The 17,548-nt window shown below is 37.4% G+C and carries 15 protein-coding genes; 3 read left to right on the plus strand and 12 right to left on the minus strand.

The genetic code is table 11. From position 1 onward, the window contains the following. Nucleotides 1-28: 28 nt before the first annotated feature. The 7 genes from B9T33_RS15320 to apbC form a co-directional block, all read right to left on the minus strand. Nucleotides 29-2,209: a DUF6160 family protein gene (locus tag B9T33_RS15320; protein ID WP_086179755.1), complete on the minus strand. Its 2,181-nt coding sequence runs from the start codon at nt 2,207-2,209 to the stop codon at nt 29-31. 30 nt (nt 2,210-2,239) lie between these two features. Continuing rightward, nucleotides 2,240-2,932: a hypothetical protein gene (locus B9T33_RS15325; RefSeq protein WP_086179756.1), complete on the minus strand. Its 693-nt coding sequence runs from the start codon at nt 2,930-2,932 to the stop codon at nt 2,240-2,242. Between the two features lie 10 nt (nt 2,933-2,942). Next, nucleotides 2,943-5,000, minus strand: coding sequence for a hypothetical protein (locus tag B9T33_RS15330; protein WP_086179757.1), 2,058 nt, complete (start codon nt 4,998-5,000; stop codon nt 2,943-2,945). A 243-nt stretch (nt 5,001-5,243) separates the two neighbouring features. Further along, on the minus strand, nt 5,244-5,813 hold the full coding sequence (gene dcd, locus B9T33_RS15335) for a dCTP deaminase (RefSeq protein WP_086179758.1): 570 nt from the start codon (nt 5,811-5,813) through the stop codon (nt 5,244-5,246). Nucleotides 5,814-5,929: 116 nt separating this feature from the next. Next, nucleotides 5,930-6,523 carry a LysE family translocator gene (locus tag B9T33_RS15340; RefSeq protein WP_086179759.1) on the minus strand — a complete coding sequence of 198 codons (594 nt, stop codon included), beginning with the start codon at nt 6,521-6,523 and terminating at the stop codon, nt 5,930-5,932. 275 nt (nt 6,524-6,798) lie between these two features. Further along, nucleotides 6,799-7,245 (minus strand): hypothetical protein, encoded by a 447-nt coding sequence (locus B9T33_RS15345; RefSeq protein ID WP_086179760.1) that lies wholly within the window; start codon nt 7,243-7,245, stop codon nt 6,799-6,801. 194 nt (nt 7,246-7,439) lie between these two features. Continuing rightward, nucleotides 7,440-8,714: an iron-sulfur cluster carrier protein ApbC gene (gene apbC, locus B9T33_RS15350; protein ID WP_086179761.1), complete on the minus strand. Its 1,275-nt coding sequence runs from the start codon at nt 8,712-8,714 to the stop codon at nt 7,440-7,442. A gap of 432 nt (nt 8,715-9,146) precedes the next feature. Between apbC and B9T33_RS15355 the strand changes: the two genes are divergently transcribed. Then, nucleotides 9,147-9,458 (plus strand): hypothetical protein, encoded by a 312-nt coding sequence (locus B9T33_RS15355; protein ID WP_086179762.1) that lies wholly within the window; start codon nt 9,147-9,149, stop codon nt 9,456-9,458. A gap of 114 nt (nt 9,459-9,572) precedes the next feature. Here the strand turns inward: B9T33_RS15355 and B9T33_RS15360 are convergent, their stop codons facing one another. Both B9T33_RS15360 and B9T33_RS15365 read right to left on the minus strand, forming a co-directional pair. After that, entirely contained in the window at nt 9,573-9,971 is a 399-nt protein-coding gene (locus tag B9T33_RS15360; protein ID WP_086179763.1) for a hypothetical protein, read from the minus strand. Between the two features lie 297 nt (nt 9,972-10,268). Beyond that, complete coding sequence (locus B9T33_RS15365) at nt 10,269-11,066, minus strand: hypothetical protein (protein ID WP_086179764.1); 798 nt, start codon at nt 11,064-11,066, stop codon at nt 10,269-10,271. Nucleotides 11,067-11,237: 171 nt separating this feature from the next. On the opposite strand from B9T33_RS15365, the gene metG reads away from it, so the two are divergent. After that, nucleotides 11,238-13,298, plus strand: coding sequence for a methionine--tRNA ligase (gene metG, locus B9T33_RS15370; protein ID WP_086179765.1), 2,061 nt, complete (start codon nt 11,238-11,240; stop codon nt 13,296-13,298). A 111-nt stretch (nt 13,299-13,409) separates the two neighbouring features. Here metG and B9T33_RS15375 read toward each other — a convergent pair whose 3' ends face one another. Beyond that, on the minus strand, nt 13,410-15,434 hold the full coding sequence (locus tag B9T33_RS15375; protein WP_086179766.1) for an ATP-binding protein: 2,025 nt from the start codon (nt 15,432-15,434) through the stop codon (nt 13,410-13,412). Between the two features lie 302 nt (nt 15,435-15,736). Continuing rightward, entirely contained in the window at nt 15,737-16,360 is a 624-nt protein-coding gene (locus B9T33_RS15380) for a LysE family translocator (protein ID WP_086179799.1), read from the minus strand. A gap of 173 nt (nt 16,361-16,533) precedes the next feature. Here B9T33_RS15380 and B9T33_RS15385 point away from each other — a divergent pair, with 173 nt between their 5' ends. Further along, the gene (locus tag B9T33_RS15385; RefSeq protein WP_086179767.1) at nt 16,534-16,989 is read left to right on the plus strand and encodes a DIP1984 family protein; all 456 of its coding nucleotides are present in this window, start codon (nt 16,534-16,536) and stop codon (nt 16,987-16,989) included. Nucleotides 16,990-17,224: 235 nt separating this feature from the next. Here the strand turns inward: B9T33_RS15385 and B9T33_RS15390 are convergent, their stop codons facing one another. Further along, nucleotides 17,225-17,422 (minus strand): NF038215 family lipoprotein, encoded by a 198-nt coding sequence (locus tag B9T33_RS15390; RefSeq protein WP_086179768.1) that lies wholly within the window; start codon nt 17,420-17,422, stop codon nt 17,225-17,227. Nucleotides 17,423-17,548: the final 126 nt, after the last annotated feature.

A 17,548-nucleotide genomic window follows, 5' to 3' on the forward strand; every position in this document is an offset into this window, starting at 1 on the left:
CCCTGTTCATTATTTTATTTATTTGTTATTAGCGTGGCGTAATACCCATCGTACTGCGCATCGTTCCACCAGTTAGCGCAATATCAGCCATTTTTTGCATATTGCCGTTAGTCTGCATAGAGACTTCTGCACGAAATGCTTTCGACATGGTATTTGACGGATTAAATTTCACTTGATTATCAAATACAACCGAGTCTTGTTTCATCTTAATGCGTGCATCAAACCCAAGTTCACCCTGCATTTTGTTGATATTGATACTTGAAGCTGACACCGTACCATTGGCATTAACATCTTCATTCATTAGACTCAAATAGCTTCCCATGACTTTTTGGTCGCTTTTTTCTGCAGCAGTTAACGCATTAAATTCAAAACTTCCTCGGAAGGATAAATAATTATTTTCTGCATTGTCATTTAAACCAGGAACAATAAATAACTCACCTTTACCATCCAATTTAAATGAAATATTCGTTAAGACATCATCACGTTTTGAAAAATTATCAACTGGAACAGTCGTGCCACATTTAGCTGCCGTAGTTGTTGTACAGTTATATGTCGAACCCGGTAATTGCCCAATCGCCAGTTCTGCATTTGCGGCGATAAGTAATTTGTCTGCACGGACATAAATCCCATCATTTTCATATCCAATAACACCATTAGACTGAATTAAGGCATTAATATTTCTTAAGCCCGCATAATAGTTGACTTCTTTTCCATTCAGACCTTTTTTACCGTCAATTAATATGAGTGACGTTGTGCTTGGAGTACCCGTTTTCTTGTCAATACCATAACCTTCGGTGCTGACAGCAACGTTATAACCAATTCCAGATTTTTCCGCTGCACCTTTATAGCTATACTTTTGCTCAGAAATAGCGACATTAGCATTTAAATTATAGATTGGGACACCAATACCCCACGTACTATCATTGCTTGCTAATTCAGCAATTGAGTTATCAGAAATAAATCGTGCGGTACGAGCGATCGATTGAAAGTCCATGCCACGAATGGCAACAAATGCAAAATTATCGCCTGCAGCTTTTGTTGATAAATTTTGAGTTAAAACATTATTAGTCAAGCCTAAAGTAGCCTTAAGCTTATCATTCACTAAAAACTCTAAACTTTTGGCTTGTATACTATTGATGTAGATGTCACCAAAATCAATAAAAGCATTTTTATCTGCAACTAATGATGTAAGGTTTGAAAATTCAATTGCATAACTACCAATGCCTGTATGCCCAATCTCCAAGGTAGTTGGTGACTGACCAGCAACAAGATTTGGATCATTCTTGCCTGTAAAGTCTGCACGCATTCCTAAATGCAAACCACCTGACCCGACAGATTCATAACCTGAAGCTTTATTCGTTAAACCAAAATCTTTGATACCTTCCTGATTTGCATTGATTGACACTTTAGCGTTGGTGACTGCGCCAGAGGCGCCCATGCGGATTAGATTACGTTGCTCACCTTTGTCAGTTGTATAGCGTAAATCAATATTTACCCCTGGATTCGTTGCGTTTGTCCGCGATTCATGTACAGTCGAATTATCTTTTACCCGACCTAAATTTACAGTGTGGTCAGTAGTTCCTGTTGATTTTGTTGTCAGCACAATCCCTTCATCTGCTGCAACATACATATAGCCAGTACCAGCAAAATTAAAGTTGAAGTCTTTCAACGTTAGACTGCGGCCATTCATACCATGACTAATACTGGCATTTTGTAATTGGAAGTCTAAGAATGCCGTATCATTTCGATTGAATAGACCATTCGTGGTTTCCAATATCAACTTTAATGGAGAGGTCGTCGAGATGGTTAGTGACCCTAAATCTTGCGAAGGTGTTTGGCAGCTTGCTCCCTCACATAGCAACATAATATGTTGAGCAACAGCGGTAAATGGACTAATACTTGCTGCGACACGTATGCCAGCGCCAGCATCTGTTTTACCTACATCAAAATCTAGTTTTGACGTAATTGTACTTTGTGCCACACCATCAATTTGCACATCATGCAAACCTATTTTCTGTTTATTTTGATCTGATGGATCAACCCAGTTCAGTTGATTCACCTTTACTCGCGAAACCTCGTGGGTAATGGAAATTCCATCCTGCCCCGTTACATCACTTAAATGATCATCTGATAATTGCTCAAAAGCATAGGTGTACTGAGCCAGTATAATACTGGTCGCAAGTGCTGTCAGCGTTGTTATTTTTTTCATTACAATATCCTTATTTTCAGTCTTGGCTGATTAACAGCGACCTGTACTACTCCCAGTACAGTTAAAACTAAAGATGTTCAGCTTGCCACTCATGTGCATATTTCCATGCACATTTACCCCCATAAAACCTTGCTCTGAACCTCGATCAAAATCTGGCACTTGTAATCCACTTACAGTCGAACCATCTGCCTTCTTTTCAGTATAGGTACTATATGTACTGATATTTTCATATCCTTCCTTACCCGTTGTTCCTGTTTCAACCGCTAAAGTCGAGAACCCCAAGTTACGTATTTTTAGTGGTTTATCATCGTAAAATGTCAATTGCATCGCCGTTTGCGGATTACCTTCACGGTTAATAATGGTTACACCATCTAAAGAAAATTGATCAATTTGCAACGTCCCTTGAAACTGTTTAAAGACCAACCATTTTTTATTTCCATTGAGATCTACGTGATTATTTGGAGCGATTGCCAAACGACAGAATTCATTTGAAGAACATTGATATCCATAAAACGCTTGAGTGGTTTTTCCATTAGCATCCATAACCGAAATATTATTTTTGCTCATGTCATTTGCATATTGATGATTCAGTGATAATGTCCAACTCAAATCAGCGCCACCTTGACCTGTAGCTGCTGTCAACTCACTATTATCCATAGAAACAAGACCTGCGTGGCTTTGTGCGACTGCTACACATAATAAAGCGAATGCAAATTTATACATTATTATTCTCCTACAGGCCTGTAGTTTTAATTTTTAGATGTTGAATCAGCACACCATCGATAGCAACTGAACCTAAATTGGTGCTTTGACCATTGATATCCTTAAATACAATGCCTGTTGCTTCTGCTGTACTTTTCGCATTTAGCAAGTTGTTTGGTAGTTTTTCTACTGTACCAATCGCGATACTACTGTGTGTTGCATTACGCCCCTGATAGCTTGCTGTCGCATCCGTTGAATTTCCTTTTATTTCAGTACCACAGGTATAAACATTACATGTTGATCCCTTAAAATCTGCCACAGTTAAACCCGATGTTCCTGTGCTATTGCCTGGTATATCTGTGTAGTAGGTATAAATTTTACTGTAAATAGACGGTACATTTGGAATACGCGTTACTTCCAAAATAATATTTCGCCCTTCCGAACCAACAATAAATGGTTGGTACATATTGCCCAATACTAAGTTAATATTTGGACTGTATAGATATAAACCTTCTTTCTCATTAAAAATGGGAGCGGCTGAACGATCCATAGCGGGAGTAGCTGCAGTACCATCATCTAGGTCTGAGCGTGCGGCAGTACTAATACGAATACCACGCGCATCCAAATCAGAATCATTTATGCTTAAGGTTTCAGCATGATCATTGGTATTGATACGGATTAAACTTGCTAAGCCTAAAGTTTGGTTATAATTGGTATTTGTCGACTTAAGTGTTTGGAAAATTCTCACTTGTGAGCCATTTAGGCTCAATCCATTTGCCACGACTTGGGTACGTAAACGATAGTCTTTATCTAGCCCACTCTTTGGCGCGCCAGTAATAGGATCGACAGCATTACTTGAGTTTAATTGGCGAGAAAAAATATCCATCCATAAGCCAAGCTTAATGGTATTTGCTGCATCATCGACTCCTATTTTCTTAAGCGGTGCTTCTATCGCAAGATAACCTACATTTCCTGTATTACCTTTTGAAAATTGCTCTACATCTTGGTTTCCAGCATGGAATAACCATGGATTATCGGCTGTTCCCCAATTAAAACCTTGATCGGTATAACGGGTTGCTAAAGAGCTTTTACCATTTTTATCTTTAGAATTTGAAAGTGCTAAACCGTAAATAAAAACATCTGCTTTCGTTCTTAGGCTCGAAACCGTTGCAGTTGATGCAATTTGTTTTGCTGTAATCTCAGCATTTTTTTTCACAGTTGCTAATGCAGAATCGCTTGCCTTTTGAGCTTCAAGCTTGGCATAGTCAGATGCCAATTGATTAAGCGTTTCTAATGCTTTTGCTGCTAACTGCGTATCTTTAGTTTTATCAATGACATTTGATCGGGTTATTTTTCCTGATACATAATCCTTATAAAACTTGGAGTCAGTAGGTAAATTGCCTGTACTATTATTACCATATAATAGCTCAATCATCTCATAGGTATTAGCTAAAGCATATTCTTTCGATTTATTATCTTGTCCAGCGGTCAAGGTTTTACTTGTAGTTCCGTCATTTGCCAGACCCGAAATAATGGTACCATTTTTATAATCTGCATAACGCTGATCATAATAAGCCTTCATGGTAGCTGACTCAAGATAAGATTGTACTATTCGACCACGATATTCTGCTGAATATGTCGTGTTGGTTTCATTGGTTACACGCGTTGTGTTTTGAGATACATAAGTGGCTTTGGAACTAATTAATGTTGAATCATAAACACCGTTATAGCCTGTAACTCGGCCTTGCTGATAAGCATCTACATATGCTGCTTTATAAATTTTATCGTAAGCACGTTGACCCAATTGCTCGTAGTTTTCGCCCGTTGGAATAATACGGATAAAACCCGTGTCATTTTTACCAGGGTCGACTACACCAGAGGCATAACTTGAAGCAGTAGAACGGTCATTCGCCCCTTGAAAAACCATTTTAAAGTTTTCAAGCGTTAGAGCAACACCTTCACCAGTCGTAGTAGAAAGTGTTTCATCAGATAAATGTTCAAGTGCATAGACCGACGGCACAGCCAACATGCTGACAGCGGCAGCTAAACAGCTCTGGCGAAAAAGCTTAGCATGGGTAAATTGAGTCATCACGACCTTCCTTTTTCAGATGCTCCGCATCTCTTTTATATTTATTCCGTAGTACTGGTTTTGGTTTTATGTTCCATTTATTCCTTAAACGGATTGTTTGATAGACCAGTCACTCAACTTTTAATTATGCTGAATATTTATTCAATTGCAAAAAAATACCCCCTGAATGGTCCAATTTCCGATGAATGACCCGCACAAAAAAAGCGAGCTCAATCGGCTCGCTTTTTAAACAACAGGTCAACTTTATGCTTTAGGTAAAGTCACGCCTGTTTGACCTTGATATTTACCACCACGGTCTTTATATGATGTTTCACATACTTCATCAGATTCAAAAAATAACATTTGAGCTACACCCTCACCTGCGTAAATGCGTGCAGGTAAGTTCGTGGTATTTGAGAATTCTAATGTCACATGACCTTCCCACTCGGGTTCAAGTGGTGTCACATTTACAATAATACCGCAGCGAGCATAAGTCGATTTGCCCAAGCAAACGGTGAGTACGTTACGTGGAATACGGAAATATTCAACAGTTCGTGCAAGTGCAAATGAGTTTGGCGGAATGATGCAGACATCAGACTCGATATCTATAAAGCTTTTATCATCAAAGTTTTTAGGATCAACAATTGCTGAATGAACATTGGTAAAAACTTTAAACTCACGAGCACAACGTACATCGTAACCATAGCTTGATACGCCATAAGAAATAAGCTTTTCGCCATTTTCATCATAACGGACTTGGTTTTCTGCATACGGTTCAATCATGCCGTATTTTTCGCTCATTTCGCGAATCCAACGATCAGACTTAATAGCCATTTATTTCAATCCAAAAACTTAAATCAATTATTGCGTGGTACTTTAACTGAAATTGAACTTAATGAAAATAAGTTCCACGATTCTGGGGAGATTTAGTCCAGAATCGCTCGACCAGCCTAAAGTTTTAACAGCGCTGAATAACTTAATGGAATTGAAAAACTTACTAAAACTAAGGATGCTGTACGTTGTAAATTGGCTTGATTTAACCAGCTGATTTTATTACTTGCTAAAATTGAACCGATAAATGTCCAAAAGAATGCAATGGGTACAATGAGCAGTAAAAATACCAGCATATGTGCAGCATAGTACTGCGGGTTGGTCCATGCAATTGCTGGAAAAATCGCTGAAGCAAATAACAATGCTTTAGGGTTCAGTAAGGTGGCAACAAAAAGTTCGCGTGCAAGAATACCCTTTTGATTGAAATTTTCAACGACTGTTGCGGTACGCCATAGACGAAGCGCTAAATATAAAATATAGCCGGCACTAAATAATTTTAGTACCGTCGGTAAAAGTGGAAGGTGAACGGAAATTTTCCCGATCAAAAAACCCCATAAGGTAATCGAAATAAGATAGCCAAATGCTTCAGCAGGGATCAGGCGAAATGATTTACGAAGACCAACTTGTATACCAGAAGAAGCCAGCAATGTATTGGTCGGCCCAGGCGTCAATAAAATAGTGACAACTAGACCAATAAAAAACCATGAAATCATACTTTGACCTCAAACTTAATCCGCGAAGATTAATTCAGTTTGCTGAACTAAGCAAAAACTTATTTTACTATGATTTATGAATTTAAGTGATGGTTAAAAATTATGATTATTTTTCAAAATATTAAGTAAATATTTCATAAGCTCAAAAGATAAAACTTTAGAGTCAAATTTTATTTTAATATTCAAATATGTTTAAATTTTAAACTGTTTAAAATCAATATTAAGTAAATTAAAGCCTGACTTAAGTCAGGCTTTAATCTAGTGAAAACTACAGTTTAGTTGCCTAGAACAGCTTTTTTAACGTTTTGAGCTGTTTTCACTTTCTGTGTTGCTTTATTTTTTTCTTTAGTTACTTTCGCTTGTTTAGCTGAGGCTTTTTTGTCTGCTTTCGCTTTAGCTTTTGCAGCTTTTTCTTCAGCAGCTTTTTTTGCTTTCAATTCTTTTGCAGTAAGTTGTGCTTTTTGATCTGCCACTTTTTTCGCTGCTTGAGTTTGTGCAGCATTTGCTTGTTGAGCTGGCAATTGTTTTGCGGCAGCGAATTTTGTTTCTGCATCAGCCTTAGCTTTTACAGCTTTTTGCACATCTTTATTTACATCAATTTTTTGTTGAGCAACCGATGTCGCAACTTGTTTTACGCTAGGTGTAGTCGTATTTGCTAGCACAGATGTGGTCACACATGTCGTTACCACTGCAAAAGCCATGATTTTAACTAATGTATTCATATGATTTCACTCATTATTTATCGCTTCATTTCTTGTTTTTCATTAAGCGCTTAAATATAGAGTTACATATGTACACAATGTAATTTTATGTAAAATCTCACGCTTACCATTTCAAAATTTGCATTGTTCGCTGTTTATTTAGACAAAAAAATCTGGCATGTCGCCAGATTTTTTCTACTTCACGATTCACCATGTTAAAAAATACGATTTTGATCTTTTTCTGCATGGGTTAATTTAGCAGCAATTTTCTCCGCAATCGCAAGATAACTCTCTGCCGCATCATCTCCTGCAATGACAGAAGGTTTCCCTGCATCAGCATTTTCACGAATTTGCACATTGAGCGGTAAACGTCCCAACAGTGGAATATTGTATTGGGCAGAAAGTTGGTCACCACCACCCGTGCCAAAGATTTGCTCTTCGTGACCACAGTTTGAGCAGATGTGCGTCGACATATTTTCAATCACACCCATGACTGGAATTTGCACGCGATTGAATAGCTCGATCCCTTTAGTCGCATCCATGAGTGCAACGTTTTGTGGTGTAGTGACAATGACAGCTCCCGTCACAGGAATACGCTGAGCGAGCGTTAATTGGATATCACCTGTACCCGGCGGCATATCAATAACCAACACATCCAAATCTGGCCACAGTGTTTGATTGAATAATTGCATCAACGCACCCGTCGCTTTCGGGCCACGCCATGCAACAGGCGTATTGTGATCACCCGTTAAATGACCAATTGACAGTACTGCCATGCCATAAGCATCAAGCGGAACAAAATGTTCGGCTTCGATCATTGGGGTACGACCCGCATTACCTAACATGGTTGGAATACTAGGGCCGTAAATATCTGCATCTAAAACCCCAACTTTCAGCCCTAACTGCTGTAAAGCCAGTGCAAGATTGACGGTTGTTGTTGATTTACCGACACCACCTTTACCAGAAGAAACCAAGATTACATTTTGAATGCGTGGATGTTTAGGCACATCTCGTTGTTGTGGTGCCGCTTTCTGAATAGGTGGGTTATTGGGATCGATTTCTTCTTTTTTTGCTGTAGGTGCAACAGTAGCAGATGCATCAACCACAGGTGGCAAATGACTTTTTTGCGGAGCTGTTTCTTCTTTCGGCTGACTAGAGCAGCTTTCACCTTCCGCATGATGATGACCACAACCACCTGCACTATGCCCCGTTTTTTGTTGAATGACGTGCATATTCAATTCGGTAATGCCGCATTTTTCTAAAGCGTCTGCCAAGTCATCATGAATTTTTTGCAGATCATCTGCTTCTGAAGGCAAAGTATTAATCGTAATTTGTAAAACCTGACCTTGCACATTGATTTGTGTAATACGGTCTTTCAAAGCATTATTTGAGTTAGGTAAAACATAGTTTTGTAAAACCTGTTGGATTTCCTCCTCTTTCACCTCTTGCGCGGGCGAAAAAACAGATTTTAGGGAAGAAAGCCACGACATTGCTTTGTCTCCAAACAGGATTGCAAAAAATAATTAAGATAGTTTACCCGTTCAGTTGACGAAGGGTAAGTAGTAGATGATACGACTTATTTATATAAGCTTATAAAGTTGATAGATTTAGTCGGATTTATCACGATTTGAATAGAAATTTGTATGCTTATACGGTCTAAATAAATTTATTTTAAAATTGTATATACCCTGAATTTTTCTCATATTGCAGATTGCATATTTACATTTCAACTATACAAAAATACGTTTTTTCATTTTAAATTTCAGTTGCTTCAGTTCTATACTCTGTATGAACTGTATAAAAAACCCGCCAACTCTAAGGGTATAAAAGACAATAGAAGCTTTTTTTGACATGTATTTTTGTTTGTTCAATGACACGTTCCAGCCTAAGAGCTCAACATATTTTAATTCAGGAAGATCAATATGAAAAAATTGGGGATGCTGCTACTTATGCTCAGTAGCGCAACAGTAATTCAAGCAGAGATAACGACTGAATCCATCCAAACTGCTGACCGTCAAACTGTCGCGATTGGAGATCGTTTAGAGGATATGCAAAACCGTATGCAAGCCTCGCCAATCAAAATGACATCCTATTCAATACCAGAAAAAGGACTGCCTGCAACTTTGGCAGTTGATTACACCTATGAAATTGCCAATATGCAATATGTGATTACCGTTGTAGATGATCATGTCAGCAAAATTAAAACTGAAAATTTAGATGGTCTGCGCAAATAGACTTTACGCTGCTATATAAAATTAAATCTATGTCCGAGATAAGATTACCGCAGCTAGATAAAAGCCGTTCTCATAAGAACGGCTTTATGCATTTCAAGTTCAATCTGTTAAAAATCAAGCCTGATCGTCTTTTTTAAATTTATTCAATGTTTCTGTGGCTTTTTTCTTTAACTCATCAAATTTTTCAGTGGCTTGAACTTTTAGCTCATCAAATTTCACTGTTGCCTCTTGTTTTAATTCTGCCGCTTTGACTTTGGCTTCATCAAACTTATGGCTCGCCTCTACTTTGAGTTGCTCTAGCTTATCTTTTGCCTCGCTAGTCTGATCGGCATGTTCGTGCTTCGCCTCATTGACAGCTTTTTCGCCTTCGAGCTTCACTTCAGCAGCCTTATGTTTCACTGCATCAACCGCTTTCTCCCCTTCCAGTTGTGCTTCTTTGGCTTTCAACTTTAGGTCATCACCTAGTTCAGCTGCTTTGTCTTTTAATTCATCCAACTTATTTTCTGTTGTCATCGGTCTCACCTTGTACTCAGTTATTGTCTAACAATAGTTATAACGTGCTTTGCTTGGATCGCCTTAAAAAAACGCAATTAGAAACAATTGAACTACAGAGCTTTGCATTTAAATGGATGGCTAATGTGCTTGATTTACGCTTTAAATAAACTCGGTAAGAGATGAAAAGATTGAGTGACCGCACTTTTTTCAAAGGTGTTTTAATTCTTATATTTTCAGCTGATGCAGCGCGCATGGATAAAGCCCAAATGTATGAGCTTTATCGTTTTTGATATCCTTAATTTTGAAAATTTTTAATTATTTGCTCACTGTACTCATAAAGCTTACAGCCGAGAACAACCAAATAAACAAAATAAAACTACGACCTTGATTAAAATGAGCGACATCTGTGCCATGCAAAATATTATGGCGCGTCATCGCAACCGTTGAGCTGCTATCCATTTTATAGGCAGCAAGCTCTGCAAAATAATGATTCAGTTCATTGGCAATTTTCGACTTATGCCACAGACTTTTAATTTCATTACCTTTTAAGCCCGGAACAATTTTATACACATCAATAAACTTGGTATCATTTTGTTTTAGAAAACCATTTTCAATTAAAACGTCGGTCAAAATCCCTTCCAATTGCGCATATAACACAGGGATGCAGCCTGCATGAAAATTCAATTTATACAGTTTAAAGGCTTCGAGTAAGACCAAACGGCGCTGTGCTTTAGTTTCACCAATATTTAAAGCATCAAAAGCGGCTAACATTTCTGTTTGAAAAAATTCGCTATTAATGACATTGAGCAAATCAAAGTCTGCATCATTTTCATGTTGATGTACCTGTTGCCAAAAATACAATAAATTCAATGCATCATTTGCCACTTTCATTTCAACTGGCTGATCTAACTCGTTTGCCAAAACCTGAAAATACGGCTCTTGTTGAGCCAAGTCGGTCAATGTTTGAATTAAAAATGCGTGTTCTTTTGCGGAGATTTGCTCAAGATATTGCTGTGCTTCTTTTAGTATTTGATTTCCAAAAAGCTTCTTTGATTGCGCATGTTGTGGAATACGGGTTACAGGCTGGTCATCTTCATAATCATGGTCGTACATGGGCATGTCACTCAAAGGCATCTCATTAATGCCCTATTATCACTGTTATTGACTGCTCAATATAGAAATATTTAGTTTTAAGCAGATTTCATTGATTCCATTGTGCAAGTCGAAGCTATCTAAGGTAAAATCGTTGACCTTATATAAAATACGAATGAGAGAGTCATATCCGTGCGTAATATTTTAGTCACTAACGCCCTTCCATACGCCAATGGCCCGATTCATATGGGTCACCTACTCGGTTATATCCAAGCAGATATTTGGGTACGTGCGATGCGTGCAATGGGTCATAACGTGACTTATGTTTGCGCAGACGATGCTCACGGTACAGCGATTATGCTTCGTGCTGAAGCAAATGGCATTTCACCTGAACTGCAAATTGCCAATGTACAAAAAGAACATGAGCGCGACTTTGCTGGCTTTAAAGTGGATTTCGACCATTACGACTCAACAAACAGTGCTGAAAACCAAGCACGTGCTTCTGAGATTTATATTAAAAACCGTGAAGCAGACAACATTGCAGTGCGTCCTGTAACTCAATTGTTTGACCCTGAAAAAGGCATGTTCTTGTCTGACCGTTTCATTAAAGGCACATGCCCGAAATGTAAAGCGGAAGATCAATACGGTGACTCATGCGAAGTATGTGGTACGACTTATAACGCGACTGAATTACTCAATCCAAAATCGACTTTAAGCGGTGCGACACCTGTAGAGAAATCTTCAGATCACTACTTCTTTAAACTACCGAACTTTGGTGAATACCTACAAAAATGGACACGTGACGAAGGTCGTTTACCTGTGTCGATTGCCAACAAGTTAGATGAATGGTTTGAAGCAGGTCTGTCAGATTGGGATATTTCTCGTGACGCGCCTTACTTCGGTTTTGAAATTCCAGATGCACCAAACAAATTCTTCTACGTTTGGGTAGATGCACCTATCGGCTACATGTCGAGCTTTGAAAACTACGTTAAAACTAAACGTCCTGACCTTAGCTTTGATGATTACTGGAAGAAAGATTCTAAAAATGAGGTGTATCACTTCATTGGTAAAGACATTGTTTATTTCCACGCATTGTTCTGGCCTGCAATGCTGGAAGGTGCAAACTACCGTACCCCAACGAGCTTGTTCGTCAACGGTTTCTTGACTGTAAATGGTCAGAAGATGTCTAAATCTCGTGGTACGTTCATTAAAGCTGAAACGTATCTTGAGCATTTAAACCCTGAATACCTACGTTACTACTTTGCATCTAAGCTATCTGATAAAGTTGAAGATTCTGACTTGAACCTTGATGATTTTGTGCAAAAGGTTAACTCTGACTTGGTTGGTAAAGTGGTAAACATCGCAAGCCGCTGTGCGAAATTCATTAACACCAAGTTTGACAATAAATTGTCTGCTACTTGCGCAGAGCCTGAATTGGTTCAAAGCTTTATTGATGCTGGCGCTTCAATTGCTGCTCAATATGAAGCACGTGAGTTCTCTGCTGCAATCCGTGAAATTATGGCACTTGCAGACAAAGCCAACCAATATATCGATGAGAAAAAGCCTTGGGCACTCGCTAAAATTGAAGGCGAAGAACAACAAGTTCATGACGTATGTTCAGTTGGTATCAACTTGTTCCGTCAATTGGCTGTGTACTTAAGCCCTGTTCTTCCAACTTTGGCTGCACAAGTTCAAGCCTTCTTACAACTCGATGCATTTGACTTTGCTTCTCGTGAAACGATTCTTGTGGGTCATGAAATTGCCTTGTTCCAACCGCTTATGCAACGTGTAGACCCGAAAGCTGTGGCTGCAATGGTAGACGCATCTAAAGATTCTTTAGCTGCGGCGGCTGAACCTGCAAAAGTTGAAAAGAAAAAAGAGAAGAAAGTTGCTGAGAAAAAACCTGAGCCTAAAGTCGGTGAAGCTGAAATCATCAATATTGATGACTTTATGAAAGTTGACCTACGTGTGGCTGAAGTTTTAGAAGCAGCTCACGTTGAAGGTTCGGACAAACTTCTTCAATTGACTCTAAATGTCGGTGAAGCTGAACCACGTAATGTATTTAGCGGTATTCGTGAGTTCTACCAACCGGAAGACTTAAAAGGCAAATTGGTGGTAATGGTAGCGAACCTTGCGCCACGTAAGATGCGTTTTGGTATTTCGAATGGTATGGTGCTTGCAGCAGGCAACGGCGAAGGTGTTTGGGTAATTTCACCTGAATCTGGCGCTAAAGCTGGTGATAAAGTGTCTTAAGATTTAAATCTTAGATAGAAAAAAGCCTCTACGTTGTAGGGGCTTTTTTGTGCGTTAAAGTTCCCCCTCCATTTAAGATAGGGTTAGGGAGAGGAATCTTTTGAGAAGCCACTATATTTTAATGGGGCTCGTGCTTCTAACTTGCTTTTTTCCTTGTAAATCATCTACAAGTGAAATTTTGCTTTCATCAGATAAATCTGCGTATTTAGTTTTTAGATTATCTAATAAATAGCTGTTAGATAAATTAAATTCTTCAAAAATAGTATACCAATCTTTTACATAGCATTTTATTTTTCCATCATCTAATACTAAGCCTAATTCATTTTTATCCTTATTATTTTTTAAATGAGAAGTTATTAAGTAATCATTTTTAGAAATTTTACGACCAACTAATATCAATTCGAAATATAATTTACTGTTACCTAATTCTGGATGATTTGATATGATTGATGCATATTCAAGCAACTGTTGAAGATGCTTGTAATTTAAAGAAACGCTTGGTCGTTTTATTTCTATCACAACACATTTATATATTTGTTGATTGGTAGAATTTACTGTCTTTCGCTTTCTTGCAAGGAATAAATCAACTTGTCTATTTAGCCCTTCTAAAACAACTTCATTATTTTCATCGTCTTTGTCTAAATCTTCAGTACCAAAATCATTTATGCCGTTTATTGTATTTCTTAAGTTGTGACTAATCTTAGTGAATGAATCCTCTTCTGCTCCTAAAATTTCGTATTGGGATCCAAACAACCAAGTATTAGCTTCAATAATTTTTTGTAGATCTGGAGTTTCTAACACTGTTTTGTAATGGTTATTCATTAACTCTTTGAGCTTATTTATCGCTATTTCTCGTTTCTGTAAGGTTTCAATAGTGCTTATAATATTTTCTAAAGTAGTTGATTTTAATTGTTTAGCTAATAGATCAACTTGCGTGTCATTTAAATCTAAAACATTATCTAGCACATCAAAGATTGCATCATTTTCATTAGATACTAAGAGTTTATCTAACATTCTAATAATAATTTTTAAAGGTTTAATAGAAAGATTAGCAAAAACTTTTGGATCAGCTAAATATATACTCTTAAAAGCATCTTTTGTATTTCTCTTTCGCCACAATGCATAGCTGTTCTCATAGCCAATATAAGATGGAAAATAACCTTTTTCATCGTACTTTTCTATTTGTTCATCAACATATTCTCTAAGATAATCTTCATATATTTCTTTTAGAAAATTACTCATCTCTGAATTAATATCACGTAATATTTTTTGCTGTAATTCAAAGCTTGGATCTATGTCTAATAAATCTTTATTGAAACTGTCATTCCATTCAGATAATGCAAAGCAACTAGTATGGAAATCAATTTTATTATTAGCCTTACTTAAGACCTTTGATATCGTTTTTTGTTGTGAATTAAGTAAAAAATTATACGATTTATCATTGCTAGGCTTTTCATGCCACCGTATAGCTTTGATCTTAAAATCAAAACCCTGAATTTGGACATCTCTTTCAAAATTTGAATTATCTAAGATTGGTATTTCAACACCATTTAATAAGAGTTTTTTTTGAGGGTTTACTATTAATAACCAGCTAAATTCTTTCCTTAAAGATTCAATAAAAGATTCATCAGTTGGAAAGTTTTTTGTTTTTTCAGAATATAACGAACTGAGAACGACAAATGTTCCCGATTCTAATTTCTTTAGATTGCTATTTTGATCATTATCTTCAAAGAATTGGCAATCGTATTCTGAAATATTATCTGCTGAAATACTAATTTTTGCGTTAGTATCTTTGAATTTAGTGAACCATACTGCATTATTTGCAAGTGTATGAAAGGCTAAACGTCCTCTACCATGAGAACCATGCACATTATCATCATTTTTTTTACTAGACTCATTAAACTTATCAAAACTATTACATAAGTTTGATATATCGATTCCATCTCCATCATCCAAAATTGTGATGTAATCTAGACCAATTGCTTCATTTCTTATCAAACTAATATTTACAGTATTGGCTTTCGCATCAAAACCATTCCATATATATTCAAAAATTGACTTGAATGGCTCTTTATTATTGAAGTGTTTTTTAATTCCTTCATTAGTAATCTGTGTTTTCCCCTTAATGATTGTCATGCCGAAAGCCTATTTTTTATTTTATAGAATTAGCCTTTATACTCAATAGTACATTCAAGTGTCAATTTGTGCTAAAAATTAGATTTTTTCTATGAATAGAATCACCTACAAAAAAGTTAAAGCCCATATTTATAGCACCCACCCTAAGCGCTACAGCTATCACAACCTAAGCTAATTTAATCACCTCTCCCTTACAAAGCAGTGCTTCTCATCTCCTAAAAGGAGATGGAAATTCATTGTAAATTAAAATATAAACCCAATAAAAAAGCCCCTATTCGTAGAGGCTTTTTTGCTTCGTTCAATCACTTCATCCCAAAAATGAGCTTTAACCCAAGCACTGTCATCACTGCCCCAGCCGCCCGATCAAAACCTGCTTTAAACTTCAAATACACTTTACGTGGTTTTTCTGCTGACAAAGCAACAGCAACCAAAGAACACCACCCCGCATCAATAAAGAAGCAAAGAATCGGCAGTACAAAATAAAAATAAGTTGGAATATCTTTCGGAAGTAATGCTGTAAAAATACTGGCAAGAACAATCGCAATTTTAGGGTTAGATAATTGCGTAATGAGACCTGTGGTAAACGCACGACGGAGTGACATTTGCGAACTACTTGAATCGCCTGCTTCAATGGGCTCTTTGGCATGTCGAATAATTTTAAATGCCATCCAAAGTAAATAAATACCACCACAGATTTTCAAAGCTAGATATGCAGATGGCACAGCCAATAAAAATGCTTGTAAACCCAAAACCGCAAGTAAACCAAAAATTGCCGCACCTGTTCCAGTGCCTAGCGCAGTAAACAAACCATGTTTTCGTGAAATCGCAATTGAATTTTTAGCCACATAAATTGATGTCGGCCCCGGACTCATTGCCCCAATCATTAATGCAAAAGCAATAGAGCCTAATATCCAAAATGATTCCACAACAGCACCGACTTTATCTAATAACCGTGGCAATTTTACCGATTAGATTTATGAATTTCTCCCTATTATTCACAATGTTTTTACCAAATGACCAAATTTTTCACTATAAATGTCTTGAATAACCTAAAAATCCATCGCATGATCAGACAAAGTACAAATTAAATATGAAAAAGATGAAATTAGCTGAAGCACTCCTCTTGCGTAGTGATCTACAAACTAAATTAGCTTCCCTACAACAACGTATAAACAATAATGTGCTGATTCAAGAAGGTGATGCACCAAGTGAAGACCCAAATGGATTAATACAAGAAGCCTTTGCTGTGAATAGCGAATTGCATGGTTTAATTGAAAAAATTCATGCCACCAATGCGCAGGCAAAAACCAGTTCAGGGCGTTCAATGCTATCCGTCCTGAATGAACGTGATTTATTGACTCAACAGCATCGGATTTTACAGCAAGCCATTGACAATTCTCGTCGTGAAAATGGTCGCTATAGCTCAAGTGAAATACGTTGGGTCAAAACCATTTCCGTGGCAGATTTACAAAAGCAAGCCGATGAAATCAGTCAAAAACTCAGACAAAATAATTTAGAAATTCAGGCATCAAATTGGCAAATTGACCTAATTTAAAAATATAAACCTCGGTTTATACCAGTTCGGGCATACTGGGCGAGTACAGAGCCTTTTTAAATGTTTGTAAGGCTTTAATACAACAAACTTAAATGCAGAAGTAAGACGTCTACTTCAAAATGTTCACACATCTGACGTAGCACACTGCATCTGTGACTCTTTACATGTCACGTCTCACTACCATGTACTGACAGTATGTCCACCCTATTCTCAACTTAAGAATGGAAAATAAAATCTATTCATTACTCGCCGCAGCTTCGTTTAATGCAACATCTTCGCGCGGTAATTTATAATCCAGATCATTCGCGGGTACACCGCCGATAATCATAGTTCTTTGTTCTTTTGGACGATGCATTTCATCGGTGGTATCACATGCCACGATCCACACACTGCATAGCATCATGGTCGGTATAATCAACAGGCTTCGTTTCATCACGCAGCTCCCTTCCATTTTTATAATTCTATTTTCAGCATAGCAGTTTTGTACAAAGTTGCATCATATTTTCAATTGCGATGCGCTGGAATTGTCAGGAATTATGTTGCTAAGTTCGAACTGTGT

The organism is Acinetobacter sp. ANC 5054, assembly GCF_002135295.1.
Lineage (GTDB): Bacteria > Pseudomonadota > Gammaproteobacteria > Pseudomonadales > Moraxellaceae > Acinetobacter.